The following is a 21,374-nucleotide window of genomic DNA, read 5'->3' as shown; positions in this document are numbered from 1 at the left end:
TCCCCGTCAAGTTTCAATCCTCATAGTTTGCGCGAACCAGCTCGTTGAGCAGGCGCACGCCATAACCTGTACCCCAGGACTGGTTGATTTCGGTCAGCGGAGCGCCCATTGCGGTTCCGGCAATATCCAGATGAGCCCAAGGGGTGTCGCCCACGAAGCGTTTGAGGAATTGCGCGGCGGTGACGGAACCGGCAAGTCGGCCGGAACTGTTCTTCATGTCCGCGAATTTGGAATCGATGATCTTGTCGTAGTCCTTGCCAAGCGGCATCCGCCACAGTTTTTCCTGCGTCACGTCGCCCGCCTTGGTCAGGCGCTCGGCCAGTTCGTCGTCATTTGAAAACAGACCAGCCTGCAAGTTACCGAGCGCAACCGTGATTGCGCCCGTCAGCGTTGCCAGATTGACCATGAATTTCGGCTTGAAGCGGTCGTTGGTATACCACAGAGCATCTGCCAGCACGAGGCGACCTTCAGCATCGGTGTTGATGATCTCGATGGTCTGGCCGGACATGGATGTGACGATGTCGCCCGGGCGCTGCGCATTTCCGTCGGGCATGTTTTCCACAAGACCGATAACGCCAATCACATTCGCCTTCGCCTTGCGGGCAGCGAGCGTGTGCATGAGGCCGATGACCGCGGCCGCGCCGCCCATATCGCCCTTCATGTCTTCCATGCCGGCACCGGGCTTCAGCGAAATGCCACCGGTATCGAAAACGACCCCCTTGCCGACAAAGGCAATAGGTTCATCCTTCTTCGAGCCGCCCTTCCACTGCATGATGGCCAGACGCGGCGGGCGAACTGAGCCTTGAGCCACGCCAAGCAGAGCGCCCATACCCAGTTTCTTCATTTCCTTTTCGCCGAGGATTTCCACATCGACGCCAAGCTTTTTCAGTTCTTCTGCTTTTTCGGCAAATTCCACGGGGCCGAGGACATTTGGCGGAAGGTTGACGAGATCGCGCGCCAGAATCACACCACCGGCTTCAGCATAAGCCGTTTCGAAGGCGTGTTTGGCCTGCGCATGGGCGGCCGTTACGATTGTGACGTCGACACTCTTGGGCGTCTTGTCTTCGTCGGACTTCTTCTTCGTCTTGTAGTCGTCAAAGCTATAGGCACGCAGCAAAAGGCCGAGCGCAAAATCGGCCGCTGCCTTGCCATCGACTTCAACGCCGAGAGCGTCCAGATAAATGACGACCTTTTCTGCCTTCTTGAAGTGGGCGGCCGCGGTGCCGCCAGCGCGCAGCCAGTCATGCGCCGTAAGCTTCGCGGCCTTGCCAAGACCGATGATGACGATCCGATCCGCTGGTGAACCTTGCGGCGCCAGCACATCGAGCACACTCATAGACTTGGCGGTGAAGCCCGCCACCCTGGCGGCTTTCTCAAGAACTCCGGAGGGATCGACCTGCGCCTGGCCGGCGGGCGCATTTTCGCCAGATAGCTGCAGCAGAACTGCGCAGGCGTCGTCAAGGGAGGCGGAATTGGCAAAAGATATATCGAACTTGGCGGACATGTTCTCGCTCATCAATGTATTTCAGGATGCGCGGGATCATGGCCTTTTCCCGTCCCGGCGCAACCCTGCAATCGGGTCTGGCGGTGTCAAATTTATGAATCACGTCAATCGAGGCGCAAATATTCGTCTATTTGAAAAAGACACAGAGCTGAAAAAAATGACTTCAGAAAACAGTTTTGTGAGCTTTGCGGGATCGCCATCCACGTTTGTTGCAGCTAGATAGTAGCCGTTCCCGCGGGGGGAACTGGCATGACAAGACCGTATCAGGGAATGAATGACGCTTCTTGAACGATACATAATGCGACGCACGACGCAGATGTTTTTGGTCGCGCTGCTGCCAGTTCTGGCCATCATCTGGACGATTCAGGTTCTCCAGAGAATCAATCTCGTGACCGATACCGGCCAATCCATGGGCTCCTTCGTCACGCTGGCGACCATGCTTTTGCCGACGCTGATTCCTGTCGTGCTGCCGTTCGCCCTGGTCATCGCCATCACCCAGACGCTGACGGCGATGAATGCCGATTCCGAACTGGCGATCATCGATGCCTCGGGTGCACGCCGCTCCATCATCTTCAAGCCCATCCTGATATTGGGCGCCGTACTCAGCCTGGTTTCGTTCGGAATCACGAATTTCGCGGAGCCGCCTGCCCGCACCGCCGCACGGCAAATGGTCGCCGCGGCCTATGCCGACCTTCTCTCATCCGTCATCGAGGAAAAGACCTTCCGCACAATTCAGGACGGTCTTTATGTCCAGATCGGGGAGCGGCAGGGACGGATCTTGCGCGGCCTGTTCGTTGCCGATCGTCGCGATCCCAATTACGACCTTATCTATTATGCAAAAGAAGGCATGATCGATGAGGGCGGCGCGTCGCTGACCATGCGCGATGGCGAAGTTCAGCAGAAGACACCGGACGGCAAGGTATCGGTGGTGAAGTTCCTGTCCTACGCTTTCGATCTTTCTACCATGTCGGAGAAGTCCGATAATGAGCCATCCATTTCATCCAGCGATGCGAGCCTCGCATTTCTTCTTTCGCCGGATGAAAATGTCGATAGCTACAAGAAGTCGCCCGGCGGCTTCCGCTCGGAGCTGCATCGCCGTCTCGTGGACTGGATGTTCCCCTTTGTTTTTGCCCTGATCTCGCTGGTTGTTGCAGCCGATGCGCGGTCTCACCGCGAGGCACGTCTCCATCCAATGGTCGCGGCCCTGATCACCGCCTTCATGCTTCGCTGGCTTGGCTTCTATTTCACCAATCAGGTCAAGCAGAGCGCAGCCTTCATACCGCTGGTTTATGCTGTGCCCGTTGTTAGTGGCTCGGTGGCCGTGTTCCTGCTTCTCACTGGCAAGAAGCTTCGTATGCCTCACGTCATCCACAACACGGCTGCTGCTCTGCAAAAGCGCATGTCGCCCAAGGTTTCCGGTTCTGGAGGGCAAGGCGCATGATGTTTGGCACCCTCGCCCGTTATTTCCTGAGGCGCTACGCTATCACCACATTCTGGTTTCTGCTGGGCGTCTCCGCCATCATCTTTCTTGCTGACTTCAGCGAGACAGCAAGGCGCATGTCGGGATTGCCCGGCTATTCCGTGCCAGCCGCGCTCGGCCTCACCGCCCTTCGACTGCCACTGATTCTTCAGCAGACCGTGCCGTTCATCGCCCTTTTCGTGGGCATGACGACCCTGATTTCGCTCAACCGCCGCTACGAGCTGGTGGTCACGAGAGCCGCCGGCATCTCCGCCTGGCAGTTCATCATGCCTTTTGTCGGTGGGGCGGTCATTCTCGGCATATTGTCGGTCACGGTTCTCAATCCCATTGCAGCCTGGGGCGAAAGCCAGTCTCTTTCCGTTGAAGCTGGCTGGCGCAACGAAGGCGGCGCCTCGCGCCAGCAGATCCTTCCGTGGTTGCGGCAGAGCAGCGGCGGCCAGGACACGATCATCGGGGCCAAGAGCTTTGAAGACAACGGTACCATGCTGAAAGACGTGGTGCTGATTCATCTCGATAAGGACGGCAACATCCTGAAACGGCAGGATGCGCGCTCGGCTAAATTAGAAGATGGTTACTGGCTTCTTAACGATGTCGCAGAGATCACACCCGGCCATGTGCCAACGCGGGAAGCGACCGCGAAAATCAGCACCAATTTGAGACAGGAATTCGTTCAGGAGCGTCTCACACAGCCGGAAACCGTTGCTTTCTTTGACCTTTCTCGCAAAATCGAGATTGCACAGTCCTTCGGCCTTTCTTCAAAAGCGCTTGAGACGCAGTACCACTTCCTGTTGTCCATGCCATTTCTTCTCGTCGCGATGACCTTGATCGCCGCGACTGTTTCATTAAAGTTCAGCCGTTTTGCACAGTCTCGTTCAGTGATTCCGGGTGGAATCGTTTCCGGCTTCGTGCTTTATGTAGTAACCGTGCTTGTAAGAGCATTCGGGAGTAGCGGGGTTGTCCCTCCCTTCGTCGCGGTCTGGGTTCCAGTTGTCGTGGCGCTGGCTTTGGGTGCAACCATTCTGCTTCATCAGGAGGACGGCTAGTGGCGGTATTTGACCGCGGGAATATCAGACGGCTTGCGACAGCCCTTCTGACTGGGGCTGCTGTGTGCGCATATGTGGCAACCGCTTCCAGCGTTTTCGCTGAGGACGGTGTCATCGTGGGCGACCCACAAGACCAATCAAAACTCCTGCTTACAGCAAATGAACTAACGTATAATCGTGACACCGAGCGCGTCATCGCGACAGGCGGCGTGCGTATGCACTATTCCGGCTATCGCATGGTCGCCCAGCGCATCGAATACAATCAGTCGACCGGTCGCGTGCTTGCACGTGGCAACATCGAATTGATTGAGCCGGGCGGCAACCGCATCTATGCGGATGAGCTCGACGTGACCGATAATTTCGCGCAGGGCTTCGTCAACACGCTTCGCGTCGAAACGACTGATAACACCCGCATCGCAGGCGAGAGCGCTGAGCGCCTTTCTGAGGATGTGATGGTCCTCAACAACGGCGTCTACACCGCCTGCCTTCCTTGCGCGGAACGCCCTGACAAACCTCCGCTCTGGCAGGTGAAGGCCGAGCGCGTTATCCAGGACGGCAAGACCCATACGGTGCGGCTTGAGAAGGCTCGCTTCGAGCTTTTTGGAAAGTCTATCGCCTATCTGCCCTTCATCACCGTTCCCGACAACACGGTAAAGCGCAAGTCCGGCTTTTTGTTCCCTCGGATGAGTGTTACCGACAATCTGGGCTTCGGCGTTGGCGTCCCCTATTTCCAGGTGCTGTCCGATACGGCAGACTTAACCGTAACGCCGACATATTATACGGCTCAAGGCCTGTTGCTTGAGGGCGAGTTGCGTCAGCGCTTTGAAACTGGCAGCCACACCTTGCGCGCGGCCGGCATCAATCAGATGAACCCGGATGATTTCGATGCGAACACAAGCGACGCGTTGAACGACAGACGCGCCATGATCGCGTCCAAGGGTGATTTCACCATCAATCCGCGCTGGACATTCGGCTGGGATGCCATGGTCCAGACCGATAACAACTTCTCGCGTACCTATGAGCTGAAGGGCTATAAAAACAGCGTACAGACGAACAGGCTGTACCTGACCGGTCGCGGGGAGCGTAACGACTTCGACGCAAATGCCTACTACTTCAATGTTCAGGACAATGACGATTCTGAAATTGAAGAACGCAAGCAGGCAATCGTCCATCCGGCTGTGGATTATCGCTACTTCCTGCCGGATCCCGTCTATGGCGGCGAGCTGTCGCTCACGACCAACTTCACGAGCCTGACGCGACGTGATCAGGATGCCTATAATCTCGGCAATTCCGTTCGTTACAACGGACTTGAAGGTACCTACACGCGCTTCTCAACCGAAGCTGAATGGAAGCGCACCTTCACATTCGACAGCGGCCTTTTGCTGACCCCTCTTCTGGCTGCACGTGGCGATGCTCTCTGGACGGATATGTCGGCCAACGGCTTCGGTACCGGTCGCAACTATGACGGCACCATCAACGACGATGCGAGCCTCCGCGGAATGGCGACATTCGGCCTCGAGGCCAAGTATCCCGTGCTGTTTACAGCGCTGCACAGCAACCACGTCATCGAACCGATTGCGCAGATCTTCGTTCGTCCGAACGAGGGTTACGCTGGTGAGCTTCCCAATGAAGACGCGCAGGCGTTCGTATTCGATGCGACCAACCTGTTTGAGCGCGACAAATTTTCCGGCTTCGATCGCATCGAAGGCGGCACCCGTGCAAATATTGGCGTTCGCTACAACGGGACGTTCGACAATGGTTACGGCATCCGCGCTGTTGCGGGTCAGTCGTTCCACCTCGCTGGCGACAACCCATTCGCTTCGAATGATCTCGTGAACGCCGGTGCAAATTCCGGGCTGGAATCCGACCGTTCGGACTATGTTGCCATGGCAGCGATCGATGCGCCGATCGGTCTGTCGCTGTCAACAAGCTTCCGCTTTGATAAGGACAGCTTCGAGGTCAACCGTTCCGAGACGGCTGTTGCCTACACGAACAACCGGATCACGGGTAAAGTCAGCTATACTCAGGTCGATGCGCAGCCAGATTACGGCTATGACAGAAAACGCGATATCATTCAGGCCTCCGGCAAGTTGAGACTGGACGACAACTGGTCGTTGTTCGGTGCCATCAATTACGACATTAACAACAAGTTCTCCAGCGAACGGCGAATCGGCATCCTGTATCAGGATGAATGCACGATCTTTACCGTCAGCTATGCAGACGAAGGCAACATCAATTCGGTGCGCGAATCCGCCAATGACTGGTCGGTCAATGCGCGTCTCGCCTTTCGCACATTGGGCGATATCAGCGTCGGCTCAGCGGGAACGGACTGGGATGATGCCGATATAGGCTGGAAGCCAACAAATTATTGATCTTAATGGCGGCGGGGTGAAAGCTCCGCCGTTATTTTTAGCGGGTGTGATAGTCAGAAGTTCCACGCGCCACGGTTTTGCCGCAAGATATCTTCAATGTCCGCCTTCGCTGCGATTGCCGTTTTATTCGGACCGATGATATACACGGTCACAATCACGGTTTTACTGCACCACAAACTGCATTAACCGGCTGGCGAATGGAAACATCCATCTCATCAGATGGTGAAGAACAATCGAAACAAAGTCGTAGCGGTCACGTCAACGACTTGTCGACAGGGAGAGAACAGGATGACTTTCGGAAAGTCGGCGTTGCGAAGTGTAGCATTCGCCTTTGCGATTTTCGCGGTTCCCATGGTTATCGCGCTGCCTGCAGAAAGAGCCGCCGCGGCGAGCGCGGTCAAGGTGGTGGTCAACAAGACCCCGATCACGACTGACGATATTGCCAAGCGCGTCGCATTTTTGAAGTTGCAGCGCCAGTCCGGCAATCTTGCGGAAAAGGCCCGTGAGCAGCTTATCGATGAGGCCCTCAAGCGCGAGGAAATCGGTCGCGTCAAGATGTCGGTCAGCACCGCAGATGTCGATGCCTCCTTTGCCCGCTTCGCCGCTACGAACAAGATGTCCACCGATCAGCTGACAAAAGTTCTAGCCCAGGCGGGTGTCGGTGCGGAGCATTTCAAATCCTTCATCGCCGTCCAGATGAGCTGGCCGCGTCTTGTCAACGCCCGCTATGGCGGACGCAACAAGATGTCGACGCAGGACTTCGTGACACGGCTCAAGGAGCGCGGCCAGAAGCCGGTGACGAACGAATATTTCCTCCAGCAGATCATCTTCGTTATCCCTGAGGCCAAGCGCAATGCCATCACCGGCAAGCGAAAGGCGGAGGCCGAAGCGTCGCGCAAGCGGTATCCGGGTTGCGACCAGGCCAAGACCTTTGCAGCCACGATGCTTGACGTTTCGATCAAGGATCTTGGCCGCATCATGGAGCCGGAGTTGCCGCCGGACTGGAAACCACTGGTCGAAAAGACCGCCCAAGGCGGCACGACGGGCACGCGCGTGACCGAAAAGGGTGTTGAATATCTCGCGGTCTGCAAAAAGCAGCAGGTTTCAGACGACTATGCTGCGGAAATCGTTTTCCGTGCCGAAGATCTGACCAAAGCCGAAAAAGGCGAGAATCCGAACGAGAAGAAATATCTGGAAGAGCTGCGGAAGAAAGCCCAGATTACCAGCACCTGATGTGAAAGCGGAATTCGTGACCCTGCTACAATTGCCTTTGGCCCTCACGCAGGGCGACCCCGCCGGTATCGGCCCTGACGTTACCGTTACAGCCTGGGCCAAGCGCCGGGAGCTTGGTTTGCCTCCCTTCATTTTTGTAGGCGATCCTGATGTTCTCCGCAGCCGCGCCCATTTGCTCGGGGTAGACGTCAACGTGAAGGTTTGCGAACCTGAGGACGCCATCTCGGCGTTTTCAGAGGCTTTGCCTGTTCTGCCCCTTCCCGTCGGCTTCGATGTTCAGGCGGGACAACCGCATATCGGAGCCGCACTGGCGACGATAAAGGCTATTGAAACGGCGGTTACACTGACTGTCGGCAAGAGGGCTGCGGCCGTCGTGACGAACCCGATTGCCAAATCGGTTCTCTATGAAGCTGGCTTTGGTTTTCCGGGACATACGGAGTTTCTGGCCGAGCTCTCAAAGAAAGCGACCGGGCAGACCGTGAAGCCAGTCATGATGATTGCCGGACCGAAACTGCGGGTGGTCCCGGTGACCATTCACATCCCGGTCAAGGACATCACGCACGCCCTGACGGAAGAGTTGATTATCGAAACCTGCCGGATCGTCGCGTCCGATCTCAGAACAAAGTTCGACATTGACGCGCCGCGCATCGCCGTTGCCGGGTTGAACCCGCACGCTGGTGAAGATGGCGCCATCGGCATCGAAGACCGGGACATCATTCATCCGGCGACTATCCAGCTTCGCAAGGAGGGCATTGATGCCTTTGGTCCGCTGCCAGCGGATACGATGTTCCATGACGCTGCACGCAAGCGTTACGACGTCGCCGTGTGCATGTATCACGATCAGGCATTGATACCCGCCAAGGCGCTTGGTTTTGACGACTCCGTTAATGTTACGCTTGGCCTGCCCTTCATTCGCACGTCGCCAGACCACGGCACGGCCTTTGGAATTGCTGGACAGGGTATTGCCAATGATTCGAGCCTTGTCGCAGCGCTGATGATGGCCGCAGATATCTCATCGAGGCAGGTACCTGCATAATGGCAACCATTGATGGTCTTCCACCGTTGCGCGATGTCATCCAGCGCCACGGTCTCGATGCAAAGAAATCCCTCGGCCAGAACTTCTTGCTCGATCTCAATCTCACGCAGAAAATTGCGAGAACGGCGGGTCCTCTCGAGGGCGTCACCGTGTTTGAAGTCGGGCCTGGTCCCGGCGGGCTGACGCGCGCGATCTTGTCGCTGGGCGCCAAGAAGGTCATTGCGGTCGAACGGGACAGCCGCTGCCTGCCTGCGCTGGCGGAAATCGCCGATCATTATCCAGGCCGACTTGATGTCATCGAGGGCGATGCACTTAAAACGGATTTCGAGGGACTGGTCCCGCGAGGCGAACCGGTCCGCGTCATCGCCAACCTGCCCTATAATGTCGGCACACAGTTGCTTGTCAACTGGCTTCTGCCGAAGCAATGGCCTCCCTTCTGGATGTCACTGACACTCATGTTCCAGAAAGAGGTCGGCCAGCGCATCGTTGCCGAGGAAGGTGACAATCACTACGGTCGGCTTGGGGTTCTCTCAGGTTGGCGTACGGTTCCGGAAATGGCCTTCGATGTGCCGCCACAGGCTTTCAGCCCTCCCCCGAAGGTTACATCGACCGTTGTGCATCTTCTGCCACGGACGAAGCCTCTGCAGTGCGATGTTGCAAATCTTGAAAAGGTGACGGAAGCCGCATTCGGTCAGCGCCGGAAGATGCTGCGCCAGAGCGTCAAGTCAATCGGCGGCGAGGCGCTTCTCGAAAAGGCCGGTATCGACCCGACAAGGCGTGCGGAGACATTGTCGGTGGAAGAGTTCGTCCGGCTTGCAAACTGCCTGTGACGGGCCTGCCTTGCGGCTGAACACGTCACGACCAGTTGCATGTGTCACGCTGGCCCGCATGCCTCACGCTGGCGACGCACCCAGTTGCAAGAGCAGTTGCGTGAGAAGCCGCAAAACCCTTAACGGCCAGGCAGTGTCGGTACTTCTTCCAGCAATCCGCGCACGAAATCGAACATGCCATGGCGGCGGTCGCGACGGACCCGCTCTGCCTTGACGATGGCCTCTACGGCCTCGAAGGCGGCCTGCAGGTCGTCGTTGAGGATCACGTAGTCATAGTCCCGCCAATGCTCGATCTCGGACCGGGAGTTGGCAAGGCGCGTCTGAATGACTTCCTCGGTATCTTCGGCGCGACGATGCAGTCTTGACTGCAACTCCGTCATGGTCGGTGGCAGGATGAAGATCGATACGACATCGGCCTTCATCTTGTCCTGCAATTGTTCGGCGCCCTGCCAGTCGATGTCGAACAGCATGTCCTTGCCTTCAGCCATCGCCGTTTCCACCGGCTCGCGCGGCGTGCCGTAGAAGTTGCCGTGAACCTCTGCCCATTCCAGCAGCTCCTCGCCGTCGCGCATACGCTCAAACTGCGTTTTGGAGATGAAGTGATAGTGGATGCCGTCAATCTCGCTCTGGCGACGCGCCCTCGTAGTGACGCTAACCGAGAGGCTGATATTCTTGTCCTTCTCGAGCAGATTGCGGGCAATGGTTGACTTGCCCGCTCCCGATGGTGAGGAAATGACCAGCATCAAGCCCCTTCGGGCGATATGGACGGGAGGAATGCTGGCTGACGCCATGGGGGTCTACTCCAGATTTTGGACCTGTTCACGAAATTGGTCGATCACCACTTTCAGCTCTATACCTGCAGCGGTTACAGCACTGGCATTGGATTTGGAACAGATTGTATTCGACTCGCGGTTAAATTCCTGTGCAAGAAAGTCCAACTTGCGCCCGACAGGCTGCCCGCTGCCCAAAAGCTCCCGCGCAGCCGCGACATGGCCCGTGAGGCGATCAACCTCTTCGCGCAGATCGGCCTTCGTGGCCAACAGCACCGCCTCGGTGTGCAGGCGGTCGCGGTCCAGTGCCGTGCATCCGTCCGCGATGAGCGCAATCTGAGCCGCCAGACGGGCGCGGATCTGCTCTGGCTGACGCGAGGGATCGGCCTCGATGAGGGCCGTCAGCGCCTCTATCCTGTCGATCTGCCCGGAAAGGATTTCAAACAGCGATGCACCTTCGCGCTGACGCATGGCCTTCAAAGCGCTGATGGCGACACCGAAGCCTTCAACGATGCTGTGATTTCGCGCCTCCTGCACATCCGGGCTTTCTTCCGGTTCACGAAACTCCACCAATCCGCGCACGGAAAGCAAGCTATCGAAATTGAGAGGCGCTTCGCTCACCGCACCGGCGAGATCGCGCTTCAATGCCAGCACCGCATCCAGTGCTTCGCGGTTGACCACCGCTTCCAACTTCGTTTCCGACGTGGAAAGGCTGAGCCCTGCCTGAATGTTACCGCGAGAAAGGCTCTTGGATGCGATATCACGCAGCTCTGGCTCAATCGCTTCCATACCTGCTGGCAGCCTCAGGCGTAGGTCCAGGCCCTTGCCATTGACGGACCGGAGCTCCCAGGCCCAGCGGTATCGTCCATGGAAACCGTCGCTGCGTGCGAAGCCCGTCATGGATTGTAATGTCATAAAATATACCCCCTGAAAAACCTTCGCTGCCACCGGCGCTCAGGCGTATGGCGGCAGCAGACCCTAACGTCTTAATTGTTTGCTGCAGGCTTTTCTGCCTGCGTGCCACCCGGCTGCCCGTCAACCGCAGTATCCGGCGTGCCACCCGCAGCAGCCTTTTCAGCCTCGATCTTGCGCCAACGGCGAACATTTGCGTTGTGATCATCAAGCGTCTTGGCAAAGGTATGGCCACCGGTCCCGTCGGCTACGAAATAGAGATCTTCCGTCCGCCAGGGATTGGCTGTCGCTTCCAGAGCGGCCCGGCCTGGGTTGGCAATGGGATGCGGCGGAAGACCACGGATGATGTAGGTGTTGAAAGGCGTTTCCTTCTGCAGATCCGACTGGTAGATCGGCCGGTCAGCCGGTTTGCCCTCGCCGCCGAATAGACCGTAGATGATGGTTGGATCGGACTGCAGCCGCATGTTCTTTTTCATCCGGTTATAGAACACGGATGCGACATGCCCGCGCTCATCGTCTTTTCCCGTTTCCTTCTCAACGATGGACGCAAGAGTCACGAATTCCTGAACGGTCTTGATCGGAAGGTCCGGGTCACGACGCTCCCAAATCATGTCAATCAGGCGCGTCTGGGCCGCGCGCATCTGGTTGACGATCTCTTCGCGCTTGGTGCCGCGTGTGAAGGGATAGGTGTCAGGCCGTAGTGACCCTTCGGTCGGCAATTCGGCGGGAAGGTCGCCCTCCAAGACGGGATCGGAAGCAAGACGCGCGAACATCTGCTTGACGGTCAGACCTTCCGGGAATGTCACCGTGTAGAGAATGGACTTTCCGGATTCGAGCAGCGCCAGAATGTCCTTCATGGACGTACCGGATTTGATTTCATATTCGCCGGGCTTGGGCGTCTGGCCGGGTGTCATGTAGCGATCTGCCATCAGCCGGAAGATGCGGGCGTTGGAAATCGCCCCTTCACGCTCCAGATTATTGGCAATCTCGGCAAGACCTGCGCCATTGCGAACGGTGACCGTCTTGTTCACGTCGAGTGGACCGGGCTCATGAAACGAGTTGATCATATAGTAGAAACCGGCGACGCCGATTACACACACCGCAACGACAAGCGTCATCAGGAAATTCAGGAATATAACGAGCTGGCTGTGGGCCTTGCGGGAGCGTTTTGGCGGAGCGGGAACTTTCTCAGGTCTCAAAGCCTCGGTCGGAGACTTTGGAATGATCGGGCCACCCTTGCTCTCGCTGGAGCCGTCACGTCCTTGGGGGGCCTGATTGTTCTCTCTCGTATCGCTCACCGGCGGTCCTTTTCAGTTCGGCATTACAGCGGCTTATGTGAGCAGGCAATGCGGCAAAAACAGGTTCGGCAGGCTATTCTGCACTCGATAGACGGGGAAACATCGAACACATCTTCGTTTCCAAAGACAGATATGTTTCCGCTTTAGAACGCTGCCGACACGAGCAGCGAAAAAGAACATCCCGGCACAGAAACCGGGATATTACGAGACACCGGATAAGAGCGAAACCAGATGATCTCGCCTGTACCTATGTCGGGAAGCTCAACGCTTTTTCTGCGATTCCCGCGCAAACGGCAAGTACCGTTCAGCTTATGCTTCGTAGCGGCGCAAAACGAGCGACGCGTTGGTGCCACCAAATCCAAAGGAATTGGACAGGGCAACATTGACCTGACGTTTGCGAGCCTTGTGCGGCACAAGGTCTATCGCCGTTTCAACATCGGGATTATCGAGGTTGAGCGTCGGCGGCACGATGTTGTCGCGGATGGCAAGCGTTGCGAAAATGGCTTCGATCGCACCGGCTGCACCCAGAAGATGGCCCGTTGCGGATTTCGTCGACGACATTGAAATCGTCGAGGCGGCATCGCCCACAAGACGCTCCACGGCACTCAGCTCGATCGTATCTGCCATGGTGGATGTGCCATGGGCATTGATGTAGTCGATGTCCGCAGGGGTAAGCCCTGCGCGCTTCAGTGCCATCACCATGCAGCGATATGCGCCTTCGCCATTTTCCGATGGAGCGGTGATGTGGAACGCATCGCCCGAAAGGCCATAGCCTACGACCTCAGCGTAAATCTTTGCGCCGCGAGCCTTGGCATGTTCCAGTTCTTCCAGAACGACGATGCCAGCGCCCTCGCCCATGACGAAGCCGTCGCGGTCCTTGTCATAGGGGCGAGAAGCCTTCTGCGGATCGTCATTATGCTGCGTCGACAGTGCCTTGCAGGCCGCGAAACCGGCAAGCGAAATGCGGCAGACGGGCGATTCCGCACCACCGGCGACCATGACATCCGCATCACCCAGCATGATCAGACGGGCCGCATCGCCGATGGCGTGAGCACCGGTCGAGCACGCGGTCACCACGGAATGGTTGGGTCCGCGCAGCTTGTGGCGAATGGAAACCTGTCCGGAAATGAGGTTGATGAGGCGGCCAGGAATGAAGAAGGGAGAGATGCGGCGTGGACCCTTGTCACGCAGGGTGTAGCCCGCTTCCACAATACCTTCCAGACCGCCAATGCCGGAGCCGATGAGGACGCCGGTCATGATCTGGTCTTCGTCTGTCTCGGGGTGCCAGCCGGCATCGTTCAACGCCATTTCGGCAGCGGCCATTCCGTAAACGATAAACGGATCGACCTTGCGCTGCTCCTTTGGCTCCATCCAGTCGTCGGCGTTGAAGGTGCCATTGGTGCCATCGCCAACAGGAATGCGGCAGGCGATTTTAGCAGGGAGATCTTCGACCTCGAACTCGGTTACCAGACGGGCACCGTTCTGACCGGCCAATAGCCGTTCCCAGGTGATTTCTGTTCCGCAACCAAGAGGAGATACCATGCCGGTACCGGTGATAACGACACGTCTCATCGCTAATGCTCCGCCCTTATCCAATCATCCCCGCACATCATAGTTTTGGAAAACCGGCAATGTTTTCAAAAACTACGATGTGCCTATTCCAATTTCAAAGCACCCTCCGCGCGTTCGCAGGGCACCGCATTCCATTCCTGACAATCGCACGATACGGCGCGCAGCAGGATAAAATATTGGCCCGGACTGGCCGGGCCATATCGGGAAGGCTGACGCCTTCCCTAATTCGGTCGATTAGGCCTGAGCCTTTTCGATGAACTTTACAGCGTCGCCTACGGTGAGGATCGAGTCTGCTGCATCGTCCGGAATTTCAACGCCGAATTCTTCTTCGAACGCCATAACCAGTTCAACGGTGTCGAGCGAGTCAGCGCCCAGGTCGTCGATGAAGCTTGCGCCTTCAACGACTTTTTCGGCGTCAACGCCAAGATGATCAACTACAATTTTCTTTACGCGTTCTGCGATATCGCTCATGTCGGTTTCCTCGACCTTTACTTTGAAAGGAATGCCTTCTTCAGACACCCTGCCCTGTTAAAACCCCAAGCACCCTTTACAAGGCAGGCGCCGTGGGCAAACCCGTTCAACCCGGTTCAAGCTAAACATCGTCACGAGAAATCGCAACGGCCGCCTTTGTTTCCGGGACGACTGTTCACAGTCTTCGCCCGCTTAACACGGTTTCCGGGGAGAAAAAAGCCTTAAAATAGTGCTAACCATCTTGCTCTACAGGCAATTTTCTTCACGGCGTGCCAGCTGGACGACTGTTAGATCATTGCCATGCCACCATTCACATGAAGGGTCTGGCCAGTCATATAGCTTGCTTCGTTGGAAGCAAGGTAAAGCACGGCGGATGCAATCTCGGCACCTGTTCCCATGCGCTTCATGGGAATGGCGCCCATGATGGCGTCTTTCTGCTTGTCGTTCAGCTTGCCCGTCATGGCGCTTTCGATGAAGCCGGGCGCGACGCAGTTTACCGTAACGTTGCGCGTGGCGATTTCCTGCGCCAGCGACTTCGAAAAACCGATCATGCCGGCCTTGGAGGCGCAATAGTTGGCCTGACCTGGGTTGCCGGTCACACCAACGATGGATGTGATGTTGATGATGCGGCCAAAGCGGCGGCGCATCATGGGATGCGTCAGTTCGCGCGTCAGACGGAACATGGAGGTGAGGTTCACCTCGATGACGTTGTCCCAGTCCTCATCGCTCATACGAACGAAAAGACCGTCCTTGGTGATGCCGGCATTGTTGACGAGGATATCGACGCCATCAAGCTCCGCCTCTGCCTTTTCGCCAAGCGCCTTGACTTCGGCCCGGTCGGCAAGATTGGCGGGGAAAATCTTGGCGCGCTCGCCCAGCTCACTGGCAAGCGCTTCCAGTTTCTCGACGCGGGTGCCGTGCAGGCCAACCGTTGCGCCGCGCGCGTGCAATGTGCGGGCGATTTCCTCGCCAATGCCACCAGTTGCACCGGTGATGAGAGCCTTGCGGCCGGTCAGATCAAACATGATGCCTATCCTTTGTTTATCTTTATAACTCAGCCGAGAAGTGTTGCCAGAGCGGCATCGATATCCGCAGGCGTCCCGACGGCAACGCCGTTCACCGTCTTGTCGATACGGCGCGCCAGACCCGTAAGCACCTTGCCGGAGCCGATTTCATAGAGTGTCGTCACATCGTTTGCGGCAAACCACTCAACGGTTTCGCGCCAACGCACCTGGCCCGTCACCTGCTCCACCAGCAGACGCGCAATTTCGTCGGCATCAGAGACCGGCGCTGCGCGAACATTGGCGATGACGGGAACGACAGGGCTCTTCTTGCTGACATTGGCCAACGCCTCACGCATGGCCTCAGCCGCAGGCGCCATCAGCGCGGAATGGAAAGGTGCGGAAACGGGCAGCATGATGGCGCGCTTGGCACCCTTTTCGGAGGCGAGAGCAGCAGCCTTTTCAACCGGAGCCTTCGAACCGGAAATGACGAGCTGTCCGCCGCCATTGTCATTGGCGATCTGGCAGACGCCATCAGCAGCGGCTTGGCTGCAGATTGCGTCGACATCGCCGTGCTCCAGCCCGATGATGGCGGCCATTGCGCCTTCACCGACGGGCACTGCGGCCTGCATGGCATTGCCGCGAATACGCAGAAGACGTGCCGTATCCGAAAGCGAGAAGGTTCTGGCAGCGCAGAGCGCGGAATATTCGCCGAGCGAATGGCCCGCAACATAGGAAACCTTGTCCGCCAGATTTAGACCGCGTGCTTCCAGCACCCGCATCACGGCCACAGAAACGGCCATCAATGCAGGCTGCGCATTTGCGGTCAGCGTCAGGGTTTCTTCCGGTCCATTCCACATGACGTCGGAAAGCTTCTGGCCGAGAGCGTCGTCAACCTCTTCGAAGACGGCGCGTGCCTCCGCAAAGTTTTCGGCAAGCTCCTTGCCCATGCCGACAGCCTGGCTGCCCTGTCCCGGAAATGTAAATGCGATAGCCATGGGATCCATCCCTTCTCTTATTTGTTGGGACTTCCATTCACATTCCAGCTCACGGAGTCAAGGCTTTGCGGGGTACGCAAGGCTTCTGTCCACCTCTCACACCCCGCAATTGCGGCTTTATCGTGTGAACAGACCAACGACTTCGGTGATGCACAGTACGATGAACAGCAAGGCGGAAATGCCGAGCAGACCGTTCGAAAGCCATCCGCTGCGCCATTCTTTCGGCACGCGCTTTGAGTTCAGCAGCCAGATGAGCGTCAGGGCGAGGAAGGGCATGAAGAAAGCGCCCAGCGCGCCATAGATGATGACAAGCAGGAAAGGCCGTCCGAGAAACAGCAGCACCATGGGCGGAATTGTCAGCCAGAAAAGATAGAAGCGAAACGCAGGGGTCTTTTCCAGCCCTTCCCGGCTGCCGGTCTCACCCTTGATGCCACGGACGAAATCCGCAAACAGCATCGACACGCCCTGCCACACGCCAAGCACCGAAGACACGGCAGTGGCAAAGAAGCCGACGAGAAACAGCGTGGACATGGTGCTGCCGAATCGTTCCTCCAGCACACGGTCCAGATCAAGCAGGCCGCGATCGCCGGTCGAAAGCGCGATCTGGGAGGCATAGAGCAGTTCGGCGCCGATGATGAGCATCGAAATGACGAACATGCCTGTGACGATATAAGCGACCCGGTTATCCAGCCGCATGACGCCCATCCAGGCAGGCGTGCGCCAGCCCTTGGCATTGACCCAATACCCATAGGAGGCCATCGTGATGGTGCCGCCGACGCCGCCAATCAGGCCGAGCGTATAGATTGCCGAGCCTTCCGGGATCGTTGGAATGAGACCTGTTACGGCTTCACCCACATTCGGCGAAACCATGATCGCGATGCCGATCACGATGACGAACATGATACCGATGAAGATTTTCATGACGGTTTCAAAGGCTTCGTAGCGATTGAAGGCGACAAATGCGGCGCAGGAAAGCCCCGTCAGCACCGCCCATGCCCAAAGCGGCACGGATGGAAAGAAAACCGCGAGAGGCAGGGCAGTCGCGCTCATGGCCGTTGCGCCATACACGAAACCCCAGACCATGATATAAATGCCGAAATACCAGCTCGTCCATTTTCCGAGCGAGCGCCAGCCATCCAGCATGGTGGAGCCGGTTGCCAGATGGTAGCGCGCCGAGCCTTCCGCAAGCGCGATCTTGACGATGCAGCCAATGACCGCCGCCCATAAAAGCGCGTAACCGAACCGGGAACCGGCAATCAGGGTGGCGACAAGATCGCCCGCACCAACGCCTGTGGCCGCCGCTACGATTCCCGGGCCGATCAGTTTCCACCGACCGGTTGCGGGCGGGGCATCGTTCCCGCCCTCCTGTGGCGGTCGGGCTATGGCTGCACTGTCTGTCATTTAGCGTCCTCCAGCTTGTTCTGATCAACACCCCAACGCGTAGCGGGCATTATTTGCCGACGCGCAAAGAGCAAAAGCTTCCACGCTATTTGCATTAGCGAGATTGAAAATACTACCCTTTGCCGATAACAGGATGTTGATCCGTCGTTATTCCGGGCATTTCGGAATGTTTTTCCACGAACTTGACCCGCTGCGGCCTCATCGCCATCTTCCTTCGAGCTACACGCCAAGCATCAGGACATCTTCATGAAATATAATAATCTGGGACGCACAGGCATTTCGGTGTCTGAAATCTGCCTCGGCACCATGACATGGGGCACGCAGAACACCGAAGCCGAAGCGCATGAGCAGATGGACTACGCAGTCGATCAGGGTGTCAATTTCTTCGATACCGCCGAGCTCTATCCAACCACCCCCGTCTCAGCCGAGACGCAGGGCCGAACCGAAGATTACATCGGGACCTGGTTCCAGAAATCCGGCAAGCGCAAGGATATCGTCCTTGCCACCAAGGTTGCGGGCTCAGGCCGCGACTACATCCGCAACGGCCGTGAAATCGATGCGGCGGGAATTCGCGAAGCGGTGGACACCAGCCTTTCCCGGCTGAAGACCGACTATATCGATCTCTACCAGATCCATTGGCCAAACCGCGGCACCTACGCTTTCCGTGGCAACTGGAACTTCGACGCCTCCAGGCAGGACAAGGTAAAGACGCTCGAGGAAATCACAGAAAAGCTTCAGACACTTGGCGAACTGGTCAAGGCCGGCAAAATCCGCGCCATCGGCCTGTCCAACGAAAGCGCCTGGGGCACGCAGAAATTCATCGATATTGCCGAGGCCAACGGGCTGCCACGCGTTGCATCCATCCAGAATGAATACAATCTCCTCTATCGTCCCTACGATCTCGACCTTGCAGAAGTTTCGCATCACGAAGACGTCGGCCTGCTCGCCTACTCTCCTCTCGCAGGCGGCATCCTGACGGGGAAATACCAGAGCGGTGCGCGCCCGGAGGGCTCCCGCGCTTCCATCAACGGCGATATCGGTGGACGCCTGCAGCCGCTTCAGGAAGCTCCGGTCAAGGCCTGTCTGGAACTTGCCTATGAGCACGGTATCGACCCGGCGCAACTTGCTCTGGCGTTCTGCCTGACACGCCCCTTCATGGCATCCGTCATCATCGGCGCAACCACCATGGAGCAGTTGAAGACAGACATAGCCGCCAAGGATGTGGTCCTTTCCGATGAAGCCTTGAAGGGTATCGCCGACATCCATCGCCAATACCCGATGGCGATTTGAGGCCGATCAAAACGAGCTATCTGGACAGCGCGCTTGCAATCCTGGCAGAAATCCGTATAAGCGCGCTGTTCACAACACCCGGTCCAATTGGCTGGTGGCTGAACGGAGGGCTGGTTTCGTTTACGAAACAGCAGGAACCATAAGGTTTTTCCGGCCTCCCGTGTCTCCGCTCTCGACCGTCTCGAACAACGCTTTTCTTGCCCTTGGCTTTTGCCAAACAGGAGCAGTCGTTGAGGCTTAGCGCCGTTGCCGGGTGATGAATGCAACGCAAGAAAGGCAAAGCTTAAATGGCTCTTTACGAACACATCTTCCTTGCCCGGCAGGATATCACTGCCCAGCAGGTCGACGCACTTGTCGAGCAGTACAAGGGCGTTATCGAATCGTTTGGCGGTAAAGTCGGACGCGTCGAGAACTGGGGTCTGAAGTCCCTGACATACCGCATCAAGAAGAACCGTAAGGCTCACTACGCTCTGATGGACATCGATGCTCCGGCACCGGCAATCCACGAAATCGAGCGTCAGATGCGCATCAACGAAGACGTTCTTCGTTACATGACCATCGCCGTGGAAGCCCACGAAGAAGGTCCGTCTGCAATGATGCAGAAGCGCGATCGCGACGACCGTCCACGCCGTGACGGCGACCGTCCTGACCGTGGCCCGCGCGAAGGCGGTTTCGACCGTGGTCCTCGCCCGCCGCGTGAAGGTGGCTTCGGCGACCGTGAAGACCGTCCGCGCCGTCCGCGCGAAGACCGTGCATAAGGAGCATATATAATGGCTGACGCATCTTCTTCCCAGGCACGCCGCCCGTTCCACCGCCGTCGCAAGACGTGCCCTTTCTCCGGCGCTAACGCTCCGAAGATCGACTACAAGGACGTACGTCTTCTGCAGCGCTACATTTCCGAGCGTGGCAAGATCGTTCCTTCCCGTATCACAGCTGTTTCCCAGAAGAAGCAGCGCGAACTCGCTCAGGCGATCAAGCGCGCTCGTTTCCTCGGCCTGCTGCCTTACGTTCTGTCTTAATTGACGCTGCGAGGCCGCGTCTTCGCGCGGCCTCGTTTCTATCAGTAGATATCTCCTTCCGCGTTGGGCGCGGATCGATCCAGATATGAAATCCCATGTTGGGGATACGGTTCAAACGGACCTTCCTCTAACTGCTATCAAATTCCAGCAGGACAGCGACGTGCAAAAACTGAACCAGACAGTGCTGATTTCCGGCATCCTCGCCGGCATATGCGCAGCGTTTCTTACGCTCGGCGCAACTGCACAGTCGTCCATGTCATTCCTGCTCTATGCTGCATCCGCCATGCCCGTGCTCGTCGCCGGTCTGGGCTGGGGCAATGCTGCGGCCATCGTTGCCGTGCTGTCCGCTGCCTTTCTGGGTGCGCTGGCCGTATCGCCGATTTTCGCGCTGACGATTTCAATCTTTACACTGGTTCCAGCGGGCTGGCTGTCTCATCTTGCCAATCTCGCACGCCCCGCTTCCGAGCTTGGTGGCCCTGAGGATCTGCTGGCCTGGTATCCCCTTTCAGGCATCGTCCTGCATCTGTGCGGCCTTATCACCCTGTCGGTCGTCATTCTCGGAACGATGATCGGCTACGGTCCTGAGCTCGTTTCGCAGCTGGTCGATGCAATGATGACGTCGGTACAGGCGCGCGAATCAGGCTTCACACCAGATGCGACGGCCCTGTCTCAGACAAAGTCCCTGCTGGTCCTGATGCTTCCCATGATTCAGGGCGGATTGTGGGTCATCATGCTCTTTGCGGCCTATTACTTTGCCTGCCGCATGGTCAATTCCTTCGGCAAGGGTCTGCGCCCGCGCGAAGATATCGCAGCCGCTTTGCGGATGCATCGCAACGCGATCTTCGTATTTCTGGCCAGTATCGTCATGACCTTCGTCGGCGGCACTGTCGCCATGGTCGGCGCTGTCATTTGCGGCACCTTCGGCGCGGGCTTCCTTATGGCCGGCTATGCAGCCCTGCACCACCGTTCCAAGGGCAAGGACTGGCGCTGGCCGGTTCTGGTCCTCAGCTATATTTCAGCGGTCTTCGTCTTTCCGCTGCTCATCATTCTCGTACTGGGTCTGAGCGACGTGCGCAGCACGATCTCCCTCACGCCTGTACGGAAATCCGACAACAACGAAACCGATAACTAGAAAGGATCAAGA

The 21,374-nt window shown here is 57.4% G+C and carries 19 protein-coding genes; 10 read left to right on the top strand and 9 right to left on the bottom strand.

Going from position 1 to position 21,374, the window contains the following annotated elements; all coding sequences use genetic code 11:
- Positions 1-13: 13 nt before the first annotated feature.
- Positions 14-1,504: a leucyl aminopeptidase gene (locus tag ASF69_RS09340; protein WP_062586996.1), complete on the bottom strand. Its 1,491-nt coding sequence runs from the start codon at positions 1,502-1,504 to the stop codon at positions 14-16.
- Positions 1,505-1,778: 274 nt separating this feature from the next.
- On the opposite strand from ASF69_RS09340, the gene ASF69_RS09330 reads away from it, so the two are divergent.
- From ASF69_RS09330 to rsmA, 6 genes are all read left to right on the top strand, one after another.
- Positions 1,779-2,945 (top strand): LptF/LptG family permease, encoded by a 1,167-nt coding sequence (locus tag ASF69_RS09330; RefSeq protein ID WP_062586994.1) that lies wholly within the window; start codon positions 1,779-1,781, stop codon positions 2,943-2,945.
- Entirely contained in the window at positions 2,942-4,027 is a 1,086-nt protein-coding gene (lptG, locus tag ASF69_RS09325) for an LPS export ABC transporter permease LptG (protein ID WP_062586993.1), read from the top strand. The genes ASF69_RS09330 and lptG overlap by 4 nt, the downstream gene beginning before the upstream one ends.
- Positions 4,027-6,399, top strand: a complete 2,373-nt coding sequence (locus tag ASF69_RS09320; protein ID WP_062586992.1) for an LPS-assembly protein LptD — start codon at positions 4,027-4,029, stop codon at positions 6,397-6,399. Before lptG ends, ASF69_RS09320 begins: the two co-directional genes overlap by 1 nt.
- Positions 6,400-6,687: 288 nt before the next feature.
- Positions 6,688-7,632, top strand: a complete 945-nt coding sequence (locus ASF69_RS09315; RefSeq protein WP_062586991.1) for a peptidylprolyl isomerase — start codon at positions 6,688-6,690, stop codon at positions 7,630-7,632.
- A gap of 16 nt (positions 7,633-7,648) precedes the next feature.
- Positions 7,649-8,668: a 4-hydroxythreonine-4-phosphate dehydrogenase PdxA gene (pdxA, locus tag ASF69_RS09310; protein ID WP_062587258.1), complete on the top strand. Its 1,020-nt coding sequence runs from the start codon at positions 7,649-7,651 to the stop codon at positions 8,666-8,668.
- Positions 8,668-9,498, top strand: a complete 831-nt coding sequence (rsmA, locus tag ASF69_RS09305; protein ID WP_062586990.1) for a 16S rRNA (adenine(1518)-N(6)/adenine(1519)-N(6))-dimethyltransferase RsmA — start codon at positions 8,668-8,670, stop codon at positions 9,496-9,498. The genes pdxA and rsmA overlap by 1 nt, the downstream gene beginning before the upstream one ends.
- Before the next feature lie 119 nt (positions 9,499-9,617).
- On the opposite strand, the gene gmk is transcribed toward rsmA, so the two are convergent.
- The 8 genes from gmk to ASF69_RS09265 all read right to left on the bottom strand — a co-directional run bounded on the left by gmk (position 9,618) and on the right by ASF69_RS09265 (position 17,921).
- Positions 9,618-10,289: a guanylate kinase gene (gmk, locus tag ASF69_RS09300; RefSeq protein ID WP_062586989.1), complete on the bottom strand. Its 672-nt coding sequence runs from the start codon at positions 10,287-10,289 to the stop codon at positions 9,618-9,620.
- Positions 10,290-10,295: 6 nt separating this feature from the next.
- Positions 10,296-11,183, bottom strand: coding sequence for a YicC/YloC family endoribonuclease (locus tag ASF69_RS09295; RefSeq protein WP_062586988.1), 888 nt, complete (start codon positions 11,181-11,183; stop codon positions 10,296-10,298).
- Positions 11,184-11,254: 71 nt separating this feature from the next.
- Entirely contained in the window at positions 11,255-12,478 is a 1,224-nt protein-coding gene (mltG, locus tag ASF69_RS09290) for an endolytic transglycosylase MltG (protein ID WP_062586987.1), read from the bottom strand.
- A 309-nt stretch (positions 12,479-12,787) separates the two neighbouring features.
- Positions 12,788-14,050 (bottom strand): beta-ketoacyl-ACP synthase II, encoded by a 1,263-nt coding sequence (gene fabF / locus ASF69_RS09285; RefSeq protein WP_062586986.1) that lies wholly within the window; start codon positions 14,048-14,050, stop codon positions 12,788-12,790.
- Positions 14,051-14,284: 234 nt separating this feature from the next.
- On the bottom strand, positions 14,285-14,521 hold the full coding sequence (locus ASF69_RS09280; protein ID WP_006727438.1) for an acyl carrier protein: 237 nt from the start codon (positions 14,519-14,521) through the stop codon (positions 14,285-14,287).
- Positions 14,522-14,808: 287 nt separating this feature from the next.
- Positions 14,809-15,546 (bottom strand): 3-oxoacyl-[acyl-carrier-protein] reductase, encoded by a 738-nt coding sequence (fabG, locus tag ASF69_RS09275; protein WP_062586985.1) that lies wholly within the window; start codon positions 15,544-15,546, stop codon positions 14,809-14,811.
- A gap of 29 nt (positions 15,547-15,575) precedes the next feature.
- On the bottom strand, positions 15,576-16,520 hold the full coding sequence (gene fabD / locus ASF69_RS09270; protein WP_062587257.1) for an ACP S-malonyltransferase: 945 nt from the start codon (positions 16,518-16,520) through the stop codon (positions 15,576-15,578).
- A gap of 117 nt (positions 16,521-16,637) precedes the next feature.
- Positions 16,638-17,921 (bottom strand): Nramp family divalent metal transporter, encoded by a 1,284-nt coding sequence (locus tag ASF69_RS09265; RefSeq protein ID WP_062586984.1) that lies wholly within the window; start codon positions 17,919-17,921, stop codon positions 16,638-16,640.
- Positions 17,922-18,167: 246 nt separating this feature from the next.
- Between ASF69_RS09265 and ASF69_RS09260 the strand changes: the two genes are divergently transcribed.
- The 4 genes from ASF69_RS09260 to ASF69_RS09245 all read left to right on the top strand — a co-directional run bounded on the left by ASF69_RS09260 (position 18,168) and on the right by ASF69_RS09245 (position 21,362).
- Positions 18,168-19,211, top strand: coding sequence for an aldo/keto reductase (locus tag ASF69_RS09260; RefSeq protein WP_062586983.1), 1,044 nt, complete (start codon positions 18,168-18,170; stop codon positions 19,209-19,211).
- Positions 19,212-19,498: 287 nt separating this feature from the next.
- Positions 19,499-19,969, top strand: a complete 471-nt coding sequence (gene rpsF / locus ASF69_RS09255; protein WP_062452557.1) for a 30S ribosomal protein S6 — start codon at positions 19,499-19,501, stop codon at positions 19,967-19,969.
- Between the two features lie 12 nt (positions 19,970-19,981).
- Positions 19,982-20,230, top strand: coding sequence for a 30S ribosomal protein S18 (gene rpsR, locus ASF69_RS09250; protein ID WP_042618600.1), 249 nt, complete (start codon positions 19,982-19,984; stop codon positions 20,228-20,230).
- A gap of 160 nt (positions 20,231-20,390) precedes the next feature.
- Entirely contained in the window at positions 20,391-21,362 is a 972-nt protein-coding gene (locus ASF69_RS09245) for a hypothetical protein (RefSeq protein ID WP_062587256.1), read from the top strand.
- Positions 21,363-21,374 lie beyond the last annotated feature (12 nt).

Source organism: Rhizobium sp. Leaf311, from assembly GCF_001423445.1.
Taxonomy (GTDB): domain Bacteria; phylum Pseudomonadota; class Alphaproteobacteria; order Rhizobiales; family Rhizobiaceae; genus Agrobacterium.
Note: the sequence above shows the minus strand (reverse complement) of the source record. Positions and strands in the feature narration are given on the sequence as shown.